Genomic DNA, 14,702 nt, shown 5'->3' with positions numbered 1-14,702 from the left:
CTCGCTCAGCCGATGGCGCGCCGGCCTTCGAACGCGCGCCCGAGCGTCACCTCGTCGGCATACTCCAGGTCGCCCCCGACGGGGAGGCCCGAGGCCAGGCGCGTGACGGAGATCTGCAGGGTCTGGAGCAGACGGCTGAGGTAGGTCGCGGTGGCCTCCCCCTCGAGGTTCGGGTTGGTCGCGATGATCACCTCCTGCACGGTGCCGTCGGCGAGACGCTGCATGAGCTGTGTGATCCGCAGGTCATCCGGCCCGATGCCCGCGATCGGGCTGATGGCGCCTCCGAGCACGTGGTAGAGGCCGCGGAATTCGCGCGTGCGCTCGATCGCCGCGACGTCTTTGGCATCCTCGACGACGCAGATGACGCTGAGGGTGCGCCGCGGGTCGCGACAGATGCCGCACCGCTCCTGCTCGGACACGTTCCCGCAGATCTCGCAGAAGCGCACCTTGTCGCGCACCTCCGACAGCAGCTGCGCGAGGTGGGAGACGTCGAAACCGGGCGTCTGCAGGATGTGGAACGCGATGCGCTGTGCCGACTTCGGCCCGATGCCGGGGAGGCGTCCGAACTCGTCGATCAGGTCTTGGACGATGCCGTCGTACATCAGGCGAACCTCGTCGGTGCGTCGTAGGGCTCCTCGCGGACGAAGGTCGCGCCGAGCACCTGCCGCACGACGGCCTCACCGTAGCGCTGCCCACCGCCGACGCGCGCTCGCGCGGTCGTCTCCGGGCCCGACGGCGTCAGACGCGGAACGACGATCGGCGGGGCGGGGGCATCGTCGGGTCGCACGTCGGTGTCGAGCTCGTCTTCATCGCCATCGTCGTCGGCGACCGGCGCCACGTCCTCGCGGGGAAGCACGTCGCCCTCCCTCGCGGGCGCGAGGACCTCGGTCCGTGTGGCCGCACGCGCGTCCTCGGGGTCGTCGTCGACGGCGAGCTGGCCGAGAGGCGCGCCCGGCGACGGCGCGTGCGAGAAGGGCGCGTCGGTGGGCCGGGGCTCGTCGCGCGGGATGGGGGCGACGGCCCAGTCGGTCACCGCGCTCGCCGCTGCCCGGGCCGGCGCGGGTCCGCGCGAGCGCGGCGGTGCCGTGTCGGCGGGGTCGGGAGGCGGCGGTGCGGAATCGCCGGCCTCCGGGGGCCCGGACGGTTCGGGAGCCGACCCGCCGCCGGGGCCGGAACCACCGTCGTCGAGGTTCGCGAGGTACTTCACCCGCACGCCGAGCACGGCGACGATGGCCTGCCGCAGGTCTTCGCTGGGTCCGGCACCCGCGGTGCGCTGCTTGAACCGACGGATGTCGGCGGCGCTCGTGAACGCCAGCGTCAGCACGTCATCGGTGAGATCGGCGACGCGGGCGCCGAGCACGACGAGCCACGATGAGCGGCTGATCGACTCGAGACGGCCGAGGACCGCATCCCAGTGGGCTCGCACGACCTCGGTCGTGATGGGGCCCGACGGCGGCTCGGGCGCAGGTTCGCGCTCCGGAGCCGGCGGCGCAGATGGCGCCGACGCGACCGGCTGCGACGAGGACGGCGACGGCGAGGAGGAGACGCCGGGCGAGGGGGAGACGGCGGGCGCTGGCGCGGGCGCCGGCACTACCGGGCCCTCCGCGATCGCGACGGGAGCGGCAGCGCCGGTCGCATCAGCGCCGTTCACCACAGCGCCGGCCGCAGCGTCTGCGGCGGTGAGAACCCGCGCCACCATCAGCTCGAGCTGGAGACGGGGAGAGGTGGCCCCCGTCATCTCGTCGAGAGCGGCGATGACGACGTCGGCGGTGCGGGAGAGGCGGGCGGCACCGAACGCGTCGGCCTGGCGCGTGTAGTTCTGCAGCTCTTCGCCCGACAGGCCGCGCAGCACGGCCGATGCGCCGTCGCCGGTCGCGGCGATGATGATGAGGTCGCGCAGCCGTTCGAGGAGATCGTCGACGAATCGACGCGGATCCTGACCGGTCTGCACGACGCGGTCGACGGCCCCGAAGGCGGCCGCCGCGTCGCGGGCGCCGAGCGCGTGGACCACCTCGTCGAGGAGCTCGCCGTGCGTATAGCCGAGGAGGGCGACAGCGCGGTCGTACCGCACCGCGACGCGCTCGTGCGTCACATCGGACCCGGCGATGAGCTGGTCGAGCAAGGACAGCGTGTCGCGGGGAGACCCGCCGCCGGCACGGACGACGAGTGGCAGAACACCGGGCTCGACATCGACGTTCTCGCTCGCGCACAGCTCTTCGACGTAGGAGAGCATCGCTGCCGGCGGCACCAGCCGGAACGGGTAGTGGTGCGTGCGCGAACGGATGGTGCCGATGACCTTCTCGGGCTCGGTCGTCGCGAAGATGAACTTCACGTGGTCAGGGGGCTCCTCGACGAGCTTCAGCAGCGCGTTGAATCCCTGCGGCGTCACCATGTGCGCCTCGTCGAGGATGAAGATCTTGAAGCGGTCGCGCGCCGGCGCGAAGATCGCGCGCTCGCGCAGGTCGCGCGCATCGTCGACACCGTTGTGGGAGGCGGCGTCGATCTCGACCACGTCGAGGGAACCCCCTCCCCCGCGGCCGAGCTCGACACAGCTCTCGCACGTGCCGCACGGGGTGTCGGTGGGGCCCTCGGTGCAGTTCAGGCACCGGGCGAGGATGCGCGCCGACGTCGTCTTGCCGCATCCGCGCGGGCCGGAGAAGAGGTAGGCGTGACCGACGCGATCACCGCGGAGCGCGGTCATCAGCGGCTCGGTGACCTGCGACTGCCCGATCATCTCCCCGAATGCCTCGGGGCGGTAGCGGCGGTAGAGGGCGGTGGTCACCCCGACAGCCTACGGCGTCGCTCCGACATCGTGACGGCGCCCGCCACGGCCCGCCACGCGAACGTCGGAGAATCCCGCCGATGTCGGAAGATTCGGCCCAGATCCTCCGACGTCGGGTCGAATCTCCGACATCGGAGGCCGGGCGGGCGGATGGGGAGAGCGGCCAAGGCAGGGATGGGCTGCCTGTCAGGCGTCGACGCCGTGCTCCGAGGACACCTGCTCCTCGTCGCCGATGACCGGGACGCTCGTCGTCATCGCCGGAACCGAGGCGGAGATCAGCGTGCCGTCCTCGCGACGCGCGTCGAGGAAGCTCTGGAACGACGGGCGGCCCGAGATGAGCGGACCCTGATCCGGCAGCGGCACGACGACCTCGCCCCCGCCCTCGATGACGTAGGACGCGCCCCGCACCGTGAACGCCACGGGGCTCCCCTCCCCCGCGTCGACGCGCATCTCGTGATGACGCACGGTGATGTCCAGGCGCGTGCCCTGCCAGTGCAGCGTGTAGGCGAGCTCCGGCCAGTCGGCGGGCAGACGCGGGTCGAACGACAGCTCGCCGAAGTGGTCGCGCATGCCTCCGAAGCCGGAGACGAGCGCGGTCCACACCCCGCCCGCCGAAGCGACGTGCACACCGTCGGCGGCGTTGTGGTGCAGATCGGCGAGATCCACGAACAACGACTGGACGAAGTACTCCAGCGCCAGCTCCTGATAGCCGACCTCGGCGGCCAGGATCGACTGCACGACGGCCGACAGCGTGGAATCGCCCGTGGTCAGCGGGTCGTAGTACTCGAAGTCCGCGAGCTTGTCCTCGGGCGAGAAATGATTGCCCTGCAGGAAGAGCGCGAGCACGACGTCGGCCTGCTTGAGCACCTGGTAGCGATAGATCACCAGCGGGTGGAAGTGCAGCAGCAGCGGCCGCTGCTCGCGGGGCGTGTGCTCGAGGTCCCACACCTCGCGGTCGAGGAACACCTCGTCCTGCGGGTGGATGCCCAGCGCCTCGCTGTAGGGGATGTGCATGGCCTCGGCCGCGCGATCCCAGATCTCCGCCTCGGCCGGGTCGAGCCGCAGCCGCTCGACCATCAGGCGGTAGGCGTCGGGGTCGTTCTCGGCCATCTCCTCGACCGTGCGCGCTGCGAAGCGCAGGTTGAACCGCGCCATGACGTTGGTGAAGAGGTTGTTGTTGACGACGGTCGTGTACTCGTCGGGCCCGGTCACGCCATGGATGTGGAACGAGTCCTCGCCGTGGCCGTTGCTCGAGCGCCAGAATCCGAGTGTCGTCCACAGCCGTGCCGTCTCGACGGCGATGTCGACGCCCTCGCGGTAGAGGAAGTCCTCGTCGCCGGTGGCGCGCACGTACTTCGCGACGGCGAAGGCGACGTCGGCGTTGATGTGGTACTGCGCGGTGCCGGCGGCATAGTAGGCCGACGCCTCCTCGCCGTTGATCGTGCGCCACGGGAACAGCGCACCGGCCTCGTTGAGCTGGCGCGCGCGCCGGCGAGCGGCGGGGAGCATGAGGTATCGCATCCGCAGCGCGTTCCGCGCCCACAGCGGGGTGGTGTATGCCAGGAACGGCATGATGTACACCTCGGTGTCCCAGAAGTAGTGACCGCTGTAGCCGGAGCCGGTCATCCCCTTCGCGGGAACGCCCATCCCGTCGGCGCGAGCCGCTGCTTGCGCCAGTTGGAACAGGCACCAGCGCACGGCCTGCTGGATGTCGTCCTGACCGCCGATGCGCACGTCGGAGCGGTCCCAGAAGTCTGTGAGCCATGCGCGCTGACCGTCGATGAGCTCGTCGTACCCGCGTCCGATCACGCGGTCGATCACCCGACGACCGCGGTCGACGAGTTCGCGAGCCGGCACGCCGCGGGAGGTGTGATAGCTGACGAACTTCGTCACCGTGGTCGGCACGCCGGCCCGAGCGTCCACACGGAAGACGTTCTTGGCGATGTCGGGCTCGATGAGGCGGCGGGCGTCGTACTCGTTGTCGGTCTCGACGACGTGATCGGCGACGACGGCGATCGTCATCCCGGATTCGGAGACGCGGAACGACAGCGCCGAGCGGTTGTGGTCCTGCCAGTACTCCTGCGGCTGGAGCACCCGGTCCTGGATGCGCTCGGCCTTGCGCGGATCCCATCCCGACTTCTTGGTGGCGTTCGGCGTTCCGCCGTAGACGTCCTCGCCATCCTGCCGGTTCAGCAGCTGGCACGAGATCGTGACCGGCGCGTCGGAGTTGAGCACCGTGACCGTGCGGCGCATCGCCGCGAGATGCTTCTCGCCGAACGACACCATCCGCTCGTCTTCGATGAGCACCTCCTTGCCGGAGGGCGTGACCCAGAGGATGCGCTGGCGCAGAACGCCCTCGCGCATGTCGAGTACCCGCTCGTACTCGCGCACGTCGGCCAGGTCGAGCGAGAGGGGCTCGTCGTCGACGTAGACGCGCATGACCTTCGCGTCGGGGGCGTTGACGATGGTCTGGCCGACCTCGGCGAATCCGTATGCGCGTTCGGCGTGGTGGATCGGGAAGGTCTCGTGGAAGCCGTTGATGAACGTGCCGTCCTCGTGCGCGTGCCGCCCCTCGGGCAGGTTGCCGCGCAGTCCGAGGTAGCCGTTGCCGACGGCGAACAGCGTCTCGGTGACCCCGATGTCGGACATGTCGAAACGGGTCTCGATGAGATGCCACGGATCGGCCGGGAAACGATCGCGATCGATCATGCGGATACCTCCGGCACGAACTCGGCGAGGTCCGAGACGACGACATCGGCGCCGGCGGCGAGCAGCGCATCCTCGCCCGCACCTCGGTCCACACCCACGACGAGACCGAAACCGCCCGCGGCGGCCGACTGCACCCCGCTGATGGCGTCTTCGACGGCGACGCTGCGCGCGGGGTCGACCTGCATCATTCTCGCCGCCGTCACGAACACGTCGGGGGCGGGCTTGGAGGCCAGGTGGTCTCGCTCCGCGATCACGCCGTCCATGACGACCGGGAAGCGGTCGCGGATCCCTGCCGCGGTGAGCACCTCCTCGGCGTTTTTCGAGCTCGACACGACACTGACCGGCATGTCGACGGCGGCGAGCGCGTCGAGAAGCTGGACCGATCCGGGGTAGGGGGCGATGCCGTCGGCGCGCAGCACCCGGGCGAAGACGTCGTTCTTGCGGTTTCCGATGCCGCACACGGTGTCGGCCGATGTCGGGTCGGACGGGTCACCCCACGGCACCTCCACGTCACGGCTGCGCAGGAGCGCAGCGACACCGTCGTAGCGCTTCTTGCCGTCGAGGTGGTCGAAGTAGTCGCGTTCGGTGTACGGCGGCTCGATCCCCCACTGGGCGAAGAGCTCCTCGAACATGGTGCGCCACGCGTGCATGTGCACCTCGGCGGTCGGGGTGAGCACGCCGTCGAGGTCGAACAGCACGGCGTCGTAGGTCGTCAGGTCGGGCAGGGCGGGGGAAGACACGGGACCTCCTCGCGGGGGCGGACGGGGTGGGCACACCTTCGCGCCTGTGGCCAGCTTAGGGGGATCGGGGGCACGCCCGAGACAGCCTCGCGCTCAGCCGCGGGCGACCTCGAGACTCTGGCGCGCGATCTCGAGTTCCTCGTCCGTCGGCACGACGAGCACGGTCACTGCGGAGTCGTCGGCGGAGATGGTGCGGATGCCGCGCGCGGGCGCCGCATTGCGCTCCGGATCGATGCGCACGCCCGCGAATCCGAGGGTCGCGAGAGCCTGTTCGCGCACGGCCGGCGCATTCTCGCCGACACCGGCTGTGAAGACGATGACGTCGACGCCGCCGAGCTGGGCGAGGTAGGCGCCGGCGTAGGCGCGCAGGCGGTGGATGTAGACCTCGAACGCGCGCGTCGCGGTCTCGTCCCCCCGATCGACGCCGGCCTGGATGTCGCGCATGTCCGAGGCGCCGGCGAGACCGAGCAGGCCACTGCGTTTGTTCAGCAGGGTGTCGAGATCATCCGTCGACAGTCCCGCGCGTCGCGACAGGTGCAGGAGCACGGCCGGATCCAGGTCACCCGAGCGGGTGCCCATCACGAGCCCTTCCAGCGGCGTCAGTCCCATCGAGGTGTCGATCGAGCGACCACCGTCGATCGCGGCGACCGAGGCGCCGTTTCCGAGGTGGAAGACGATCTGACGCAGCTGCTCCAGGGGCCGCTCGAGGAAGTCGGCCGCCGCTTCGCTCACGAACTTGTGCGATGTGCCGTGGAACCCGTACCGGCGCACGCGGTGCGCGGCGGCGAGCTCCGCGTCGATCGCGTACGTGTACGCGGCCGCGGGAAGGGTCTGGTGGAACGCGGTGTCGAACACGGCGACGTGCGGCACGTCGGGGAAGGCCTTCTTCGCCGCGGTGATCCCCTGGAGATTCGCCGGGTTGTGCAGCGGAGCCAGCACCGACAGCTCGTCGATGTTGATCTCGACCAGCGGCGTGATGAGGGTGGGTTCGAAGAACCGCGCGCCGCCGTGCACGACGCGATGGCCGACGGCGATCGGCGGCTCGTCGTCGAGCGACGGCCCGTGCTCGGCGAAGGCCCGGATCATCAGGTCGAAGCCTGCGGTGTGGTCGGGGATGCGCTCGGTGAGAGTGGAGGTGGCCTTGCGCACCGCGGGCGCCGGGCCCTCCTCGGCGAAGAAGAAGACGGTGTGCGTGGCAGAACCCGACTCCTCGCCGATGCGCTCGACGAGTCCCGCCGCGAGCACGTTCTCGGCCGCCATGTCGATCAGCTGGTACTTGAACGACGACGAGCCGCTGTTGATGACGAGGACGGGTGTCATCTCACTCCCCCTGCGCCTGAATGGCCGTGATCGCGATGGTGTTGACGATGTCCTGCACGAGGGCACCGCGCGAGAGGTCGTTGATCGGCTTGTTCAGTCCCTGCAGCACCGGGCCGATCGCGACGGCGCCGGCCGAGCGCTGCACCGCCTTATAGGTGTTGTTGCCGGTGTTGAGGTCGGGGAAGACGAAGACCGTGGCCCGGCCGGCGACCTCCGACCCCGGGAGCTTGGCGGCTCCCACGGCCGCATCGGCGGCGGCGTCGTATTGAATCGGTCCCTCCACGAGCAGTTCCGGGGCACGCTCGCGCACGAGGGCGGTGGCGGCCCGCACCTTGTCGACGTCTGCTCCTGTTCCGGATTCGCCGGTGGAGTAGGACAGCATCGCGACCTTCGGCTCGATGCCGAACTGCGCCGCCGTCGCCGCCGAGGACACGGCGATGTCGGCGAGCTGCTCGCTCGTCGGATCGGGGATGACCGCGCAGTCGCCGTACACGAGCACGCGATCGGCGAGCGCCATGAGGAACACGCTCGAGACCACGGACACGCCGGGCTTGGTCTTGATGATCTCGAAAGCGGGGCGGATCGTGTGAGCGGTCGTGTGCGCTGCTCCGGAGACCATGCCGTCTGCGAGGCCGGCATGGACCATCATCGTGCCGAAGTACGACACGTCGGTGACGGTGTCGGCGGCTCGTTCGAAGGTCATGCCCTTGTGCGCGCGCAGCCGCGTGTACTCGTCGGCGAACTTGTGCACGTGCACGGCATCGAACGGCGAGAGCACCTCCGCCGCCTGGATGTCGATGCCGAGCTCGAGGGCGCGGGCACGCACCTCGAACGGCTCGCCCAGGATGACGAGATCGGCGATGCCGCGCTTGAGCACCGTCGCCGCGGCGCGCAGCACGCGGTCGTCGTCGCCCTCGGGCAGCACGATCCGCTTGCGCCCGGCGCGCGCCCGCTCGATGAGCTGGAACTCGAACATGAGCGGGGTCACCACGGTCGCCCGGGCGACGCCGAAGGCGCGCAGCAGCTCGGTGGTGTCGACGTGGTTCTCGAACAGCGACAGTGCGGTGTCGTACCGACGCTGCGAGTCGGCGGCGAGGCGCCCGCGCGTTGACATGATGCGCACGGCCGCTTCGTACGTACCGAGATCGGAGGTGATGATCGGGACCTTCGAGCCGAGGCCGTCGAGCAGGCGTCGCACGGGTTCGGCGAGGTCGAACCCGCCGTTGAGCACGATGCCGGCGATGGAGGGGAAGGTGCCCGAGGCGTTCGCGAGGAGCGTCGCCAGGAGCACTTCGGCGCGGTCCGCGGGGATCACCACGACGGCGCCCTCGAACAGACGCGGCAGGACGTTGACGATCGACATGGCCGCGACGACGACGCCGAGGGCGGGCCGCGTGAGCAGGTCGGGGTCGCCGGCCAGCAGCTCGCCGTCGACGGATCGCATGATGCCGCGGATCGAGGGGGCGACGAGGAAGCGGTCCTCCGGGATCGCCCACACCGGGACCGCGGCCTGATCTGCGCGCGGGTGCGAGGCGATGGAGGCCGCCACGGATGCGCGTACGGCCTCAGCGGTCTCGGTGACGAGGTCCTCCCCCGCGCGGTTGGCCACGACGGCGAAGACCTCGGCGCGTTCGTGGAGCAGCTCCGTGACGGCGAGCGCGGCGATCTGTCCCATCTCGTCGGGCGTGCGCGGCACCGTCGAGCCGAGCTGCTCGGGCTGACCCTGTGCGGCGCGTCCTCCGAGCACGAGCAGGACCGGGGCGCCGAGGTTCGCGGCGATGCGCGCGTTGTAGGCGAGTTCCGCGGGGCTGCCGACGTCGGTGTAGTCGCTGCCGACGATCACGACCGCGTCGCACTTCGCCTCGACCGCCTTGTAGCGCTCGACGATCGTCGACAGGGCCGCGTCGGGGTCTCGGCGCACGTCGTCGTAGGTGGTTCCGATGCAGTCGTCGTAGGCGAGATCGACGCCGTCGTGCGCGAGCAGCATCTCGAGCACGTAGTCGCGCTCCTTGGTCGACCGTGCGATCGCGCGGAAGACCCCCACCCGCGGGGTCGCATGCCCCAGGGTCTCGAGGACTCCGAGGGCGACGGTGGACTTGCCGGAGTGCCCCTCGGCGGATGTGATGTAGATGCTCTGCGCCACGCTCCCAGCCTAGAGCCGGGCATCGCGGCGGTCATCGGAGTTCGCTGGATGTTCCATCCAGCGGACAGCCTGAGCACGCCGTACATCCCCACCGGAAAAGAAAGACTCTCCGCGAACCCGGCAGAGCCTGGTTACCCTTGCTACGTTTCCGTCCTGGGGGAGTTGGCCTGGATGCCGCCTCGCGGAGAGCTGTCCCCAGTCTAACGGTTCTCGTGCGCGCGTCGAGTCGGCGCCGGACCGGCCCCGAGGCCGATGCGCATTGTTACGATCGAGCCGTGGGCGAGGATGCTCGCGCACCGCGGGCGAGGGGAGTCCCAGTGACAGACACGACCACCGTCGGAACCGCGTCCGGTGCGAGCGCGATCGATTCCGCCGAGAGCTTCACCGACGCGACCCGCGCGATCATCGGCTCCGTGGAACGGGTGATCGACGGCAAACCGGCCGCCGTCCGTTCCGCGCTCGTGTGCCTGCTGGCCGAGGGGCACCTGCTCATCGAAGACGTTCCCGGCGTCGGGAAGACCATGCTCGCCCGCGCCCTCGCTGCGTCGGTCGACGCCAGCGTGCGGCGCATCCAGTTCACCCCCGACCTTCTTCCCGGAGATGTCACCGGGGTCAGCGTCTTCAATCCGGTCGCGCGCGAGTTCGAGTTCAAGGCGGGCGCGATCTTCGCCAACATCGTCATCGCCGACGAGATCAACCGCTCCTCCCCCAAGACCCAGTCGGCGCTGCTCGAGGCGATGGAGGAGCACCAGGTCACCGTCGACGGCCGGTCCCACGAACTCGAGGAGCCTTTCCTCGTCGTCGCGACGCAGAACCCGCTGGAGATGGAAGGCACGTACGCGCTTCCCGAAGCCCAGCGCGACCGGTTCATGATGCGCATCTCGATGGGATATCCCGACCCCGCGTCGGAGGCGCTCATGCTGCGGCAGCGCGAGACGGTGAACCCGTTGCGCGGAATCACGCCAGTCGTCAGTGCGGCGCAGGTCGAAGACCTCATCTCCTGGGCCCGGCGCGTGCATGTCGCTCCGGCGATCGAGGAGTACGCCGTCGCTCTGGCCTCCGCCACCCGCACCCATCCCGACCTGCGGCTCGGGGCGAGCCCGCGCGCCACGCTGCAGCTCGTGCGCGCCGCGAAGGTGTGGGCCGCCCTCGACGGCCGCGGCTTCGTGATCCCGGACGACCTCACCGCACTCCTCGCCCCGGTCTTCGTGCACCGTCTGATTCCGACGCGGGCCGCCGGTGGCGCGCGGGCGCGGTCCGGCGCCGACGCGGTGGCCCACATCCTCGAGACCATCGCCGGGTCGGTGCGGGTGCCTCTGGCCACACGCGGATGAGGTGACCGTGCGACGTCTCTGGCCCTTCACCGTCCGCGGTACCGGCGCGCTGATCCTCGCCGTCGGATGCCTCATCGCCGCGAACGAACTCGGCCTGGTGGAGCTGCTCTACTTCGGCGTGCTGCTGATCGCCGTTCTGGTCGCCGCGGTGCTGTCGCTGTTCCTCACCCGCCGCACCGGGGCAATCGAGCGCACCATGATCCCCGAATCGGTCGGCGTCGGCGACACCGCCGTCGTCACCGCGCGGGTGACGGTGCGCACGGCGGTCCCGACCCCTCCCGGCACCTGGGAGGACACCCTCCCCCGCGGGCTCGGGGGCACGGCCACCGGCCCCTTCCCCGCTCTCGCCTCCGGACTGCGCGGCTCGCAGCGCGCCGTCGAGCGGTCGTACACCGTCACCGGCCTCACCCGCGGCATCCATGACCTCGGCCCGTTCGCCCTCACCACGACGGACCCGTTCGGCCTCGCGCGCCGCCGCACCGTGCGCGGCGAGCGCACCGCGGTGACCGTGACGCCGGCCGTCGTCGAGCTGCCCGGCATCCCCGACGTCGGCGGCGCATCGGGCGGGAGCCGACTCACCGTCGATCTGCACCTCGGTCAAGGAGCGGACAACCTCGTCGCCCGTCCGTACCAGTCCGGCGACTCGATGCGGCGCATCCACTGGCGCGCCACGGCGCACCGAGATGAGCTCATGGTGCGGCAGGAGGAGCAGGAGTCCACGCCTGAGGCGACCGTCGTGCTCGATCTCGGTATGCTCCGGTGGTCACCCGAGGCGATGACCGAGCCCGGGTCGGATCCGGCCTTCGAAGCAGCGGTGTCGGCGTGCGTCTCGGTGGTGTCCCGCCTCGTCCACGACGGCTACGGCGTCGAGGTCACCGACAGCGACGGCGCCACCCTCACCGACCGCATCGACAGCGGCGACGTGATCGAGGTCGAGACGATGACCGCCCGCTTCGCGACCCTCCTGGCACGTCCCGACGACCATCTGGCGCGCCTTTCCCCCCAGTTCACCGGCGGGATGACGGGCCCCGTCGTGCTGATCGTGGGTCGGATCGATCCGTCCGATGTGAGCGCCATCGCTCCGATCGCCCACCACAGCACCCTTCCCATGCTCCTGGCGGTGACCCCCCGGGGCGACGCCCTCCTCCGCGCCGAGGAAGCGGGCTGGCACGCCGCCGCGATCCCCGAGGACGCGGACCTCGCTCTGGCGTGGACTGCCGTCGGCGAGAGGCTGGTGGGTGACCGTGTCGGCTGAGTCCACCCTCGCCGGTCGCGACCGGCTGAGGACCGCGCTGATGCTGCCGCTGGGCATCGCAGCGGCCGTCTTCGCCGCGCTCCTGCCCCTCGCGCGCGTCGTGCTTCCGGCGCAGTGGATGCCCGGAACAGTCGCCCTCGTGCTGCTCGTGCTGGCAGCCGGTTTCCTGGCGCGCCGGGCGGGCCTGGCCGCGCTCGCGGTGACCCTCATCGAGACCGGCGTCTGGGCGGCCTTCATGATGCTCGCCTTCCTGCGCGACACCGCGCTGCTGTGGATCATCCCCACCGCCGGTACGGCCGACGAGGTCATGCAGCTCCTCGCCACCGCGGCCGAGGAGATCACGTACGGCGCAGCCCCGCTCCGCGCCGGCCCCGCCCTGGCGTTCCTCATCGTCGCGTCGGTCGGACTCCTGACGGTGATCGTCGACCACGTGGTCGTGACCGCCCGTATGCCGCTGCTGGCCGGCATCGCCCTCATCGCGGTCTCGCTCATCCCGTCGATCGTCGTGCCCGACGACGTCGATGTCGTCGCCTTCGTGCTGTTGGCCGCCTCCATCCTCTTCCTCATGCGCGTCGACACTCTCTCCCGCCAGGCGCCCGCCGCCCGTGCGGCGACCCGCGGAGCGGGCATCCCCGCCACCGCGGTGGGGATCGGCGCCGTCGCGGTGGTCGTCACGCTCGTCGTCGCCCCGGCCCTTCCGCAGCCGGTCGCCCGAAGCCTCCCCGGCGGCGTGAACGTCGGCAGCGGCATCGACGCCACGCTGCAGCTCGGTGACGACCTGCGCAGGCCCCGCGAGGTCGAGGTGCTCCGCGTGCACAGCAGCGCTCCGCTGCCGCCGTACCTGCGCGCGACGACGCTGTCGACCTTCGACGGCGCCGTCTGGCTTCCCGACGAGGACGAGACCGCCGTGCTCGACGACGAGACCGCGATGGAGCCGGTCTCGGTCCCCGCCGATGTTCGCGTGGAGGAGTACACCACCGATGTGTCGATCCAGAGCCTCTCCTCGACGTGGCTGCCGATGCCGTTCCCGGCCGTTGGTGTGAGCGGGCTCGAGGGCGACTGGTCGACCGTGCCCTACAACCGCACCGTCGTCAGCGACGGGGCGCGCACGCAGGACCAGGACTACGAGGTCACCACGCAGGTGCCGCGGCCGACCCGGGAGCAGATCCGCGCCGACGTGGCCGCCCCCGATGGACTCAGCCCGGAGCTGACCCAGCTGCCGGACGATCTGCCCGCCATCGTCGAAGACCTCGCGATCGAGGTGACCGAGGGAACCACGAACGACTACGACGCGCTCATCGCGCTGCAGAGCTGGTTCCGCGGGCCGGAGTTCCGCTACTCGCTCGATGCGCCGGTCGAGGATGGTTTCGACGGCACGGGCGCGCAGGCGATCGCGCAGTTCCTCGACCAGAAGGAGGGGTACTGCGTGCACTACGCCGGCGCCTTCGCCCTCATGGCGCGCGCCCTCGACATGCCCAGCCGCATCGTGGTCGGCTATCTTCCCGGCTCCTCGACGACCGACGCGATCGAGCGCGAGACGGTCTACTCGGTCTCGTCGTCGCAGCTCCACGCCTGGCCGGAGGTCCACTTCGACGGGCTCGGGTGGGTCTCCTTCGAGCCCACCAACAGCCTCGGCACGCCGACCAGCTTCTCCGCGGCACTGTCATTGGCCGGTCCGGATTCCGGCGGCACAGAGGCCGAAGAGACCGAGGAGACGGAGCCGAGCCCGACGCCGACCCTCCTGCCCGAAGAGGAACAGAACGAGGAGAGCGGCGAAGCGCTTGGAACGACGAGCGGCTCCGACGACGCCCTCCCCGCCCTCGCGGTCATCGCCGCCCTCGTGCTGCTGCTGGCGGCGCCGGCCGCGCTGAGGTCGGTGCGAGCGCGTCGCCTTCTGCTCGCCGCCCGGCGAGGAGACGCGGCCGCAGCGTGGCTGGTCGTGCAGGACACGGCGATCGACCTCGGCATTCCTGTTCCCGCGAGCGACACCCCTCGCACGCTGGCTGCGCGCCTCGCGCAGAGCCACGGTGCGCCCGAGGCGGCCATGGCGACCCTTGCCGACGCCCTCGAGCGAGCCAGCTACGCACCCTCGGGCACGATTGCCGCCGGCGACCACGACGCGCTCGCGGATGCGGCCGCCGCCTCCTCGGCGGCACTGCTGCGCAACGCACCCGTCGCGCGGCGCATCCTCGCCGTCATCGCGCCCCGATCGCTCGTCATGCGCCCGGGCAGCGCTTTCGCCGGGGCGGGAACCCACGCCCGCGCGTGAGACCCGCGCCGCGCGTGCGTTAGGATGGTCCGCGGCCCTTCGGGGCCCGGGAGGATTCGCCTAGTGGCCTATGGCGCACGCTTGGAAAGCGTGTTGGGTGCAAGCCCTCAGGGGTTCGAATCCCCTATCCTCCGCCGTGTGATGAGTCGC

The 14,702-nt window shown here is 70.7% G+C and carries 9 protein-coding genes, 1 tRNA gene and 1 other RNA gene; 4 read left to right on the top strand and 7 right to left on the bottom strand.

Features of this window, described 5'->3' with window-relative positions:
• Positions 1-5: 5 nt before the first annotated feature.
• The 7 genes from recR to ffs form a co-directional block, all read right to left on the bottom strand.
• The gene (recR, locus tag B3S45_RS08725; protein ID WP_071044406.1) at positions 6-602 is read right to left on the bottom strand and encodes a recombination mediator RecR; all 597 of its coding nucleotides are present in this window, start codon (positions 600-602) and stop codon (positions 6-8) included.
• Positions 602-2,782 carry a DNA polymerase III subunit gamma and tau gene (locus B3S45_RS08720; protein WP_286719819.1) on the bottom strand — a complete coding sequence of 727 codons (2,181 nt, stop codon included), beginning with the start codon at positions 2,780-2,782 and terminating at the stop codon, positions 602-604. The genes recR and B3S45_RS08720 overlap by 1 nt, the downstream gene beginning before the upstream one ends.
• A 186-nt stretch (positions 2,783-2,968) precedes the next feature.
• Complete coding sequence (locus B3S45_RS08715) at positions 2,969-5,491, bottom strand: glycoside hydrolase family 65 protein (protein ID WP_286719816.1); 2,523 nt, start codon at positions 5,489-5,491, stop codon at positions 2,969-2,971.
• Complete coding sequence (locus tag B3S45_RS08710; protein WP_286719814.1) at positions 5,488-6,231, bottom strand: HAD family hydrolase; 744 nt, start codon at positions 6,229-6,231, stop codon at positions 5,488-5,490. Before B3S45_RS08710 ends, B3S45_RS08715 begins: the two co-directional genes overlap by 4 nt.
• A 93-nt stretch (positions 6,232-6,324) precedes the next feature.
• Complete coding sequence (locus B3S45_RS08705) at positions 6,325-7,551, bottom strand: acetate/propionate family kinase (RefSeq protein WP_286719811.1); 1,227 nt, start codon at positions 7,549-7,551, stop codon at positions 6,325-6,327.
• 1 nt (position 7,552) lies between these two features.
• Positions 7,553-9,694: a phosphate acetyltransferase gene (gene pta, locus B3S45_RS08700; protein WP_286719809.1), complete on the bottom strand. Its 2,142-nt coding sequence runs from the start codon at positions 9,692-9,694 to the stop codon at positions 7,553-7,555.
• Between the two features lie 97 nt (positions 9,695-9,791).
• An RNA gene (gene ffs / locus B3S45_RS08695) (signal recognition particle sRNA small type) lies at positions 9,792-9,888 on the bottom strand.
• A 123-nt stretch (positions 9,889-10,011) separates the two neighbouring features.
• Here ffs and B3S45_RS08690 point away from each other — a divergent pair.
• The 4 genes from B3S45_RS08690 (at position 10,012) to B3S45_RS08675 (ending at position 14,686) form a co-directional block, all read left to right on the top strand.
• Positions 10,012-11,028, top strand: coding sequence for an AAA family ATPase (locus B3S45_RS08690; protein ID WP_414683083.1), 1,017 nt, complete (start codon positions 10,012-10,014; stop codon positions 11,026-11,028).
• 7 nt (positions 11,029-11,035) lie between these two features.
• Positions 11,036-12,283 carry a DUF58 domain-containing protein gene (locus B3S45_RS08685; protein WP_286719806.1) on the top strand — a complete coding sequence of 416 codons (1,248 nt, stop codon included), beginning with the start codon at positions 11,036-11,038 and terminating at the stop codon, positions 12,281-12,283.
• Positions 12,267-14,552 carry a transglutaminase TgpA family protein gene (locus tag B3S45_RS08680; protein WP_286719802.1) on the top strand — a complete coding sequence of 762 codons (2,286 nt, stop codon included), beginning with the start codon at positions 12,267-12,269 and terminating at the stop codon, positions 14,550-14,552. Before B3S45_RS08685 ends, B3S45_RS08680 begins: the two co-directional genes overlap by 17 nt.
• 49 nt (positions 14,553-14,601) lie before the next feature.
• Positions 14,602-14,686: transfer RNA gene (locus B3S45_RS08675), tRNA-Ser, on the top strand.
• Positions 14,687-14,702: the final 16 nt, after the last annotated feature.

The organism is Microbacterium sp. UBA1612 (assembly GCF_002321605.1).
In the GTDB taxonomy this organism is placed as follows: domain Bacteria; phylum Actinomycetota; class Actinomycetes; order Actinomycetales; family Microbacteriaceae; genus Microbacterium; species Microbacterium luteum.
Note: the sequence above shows the minus strand (reverse complement) of the source record. Positions and strands in the feature narration are given on the sequence as shown.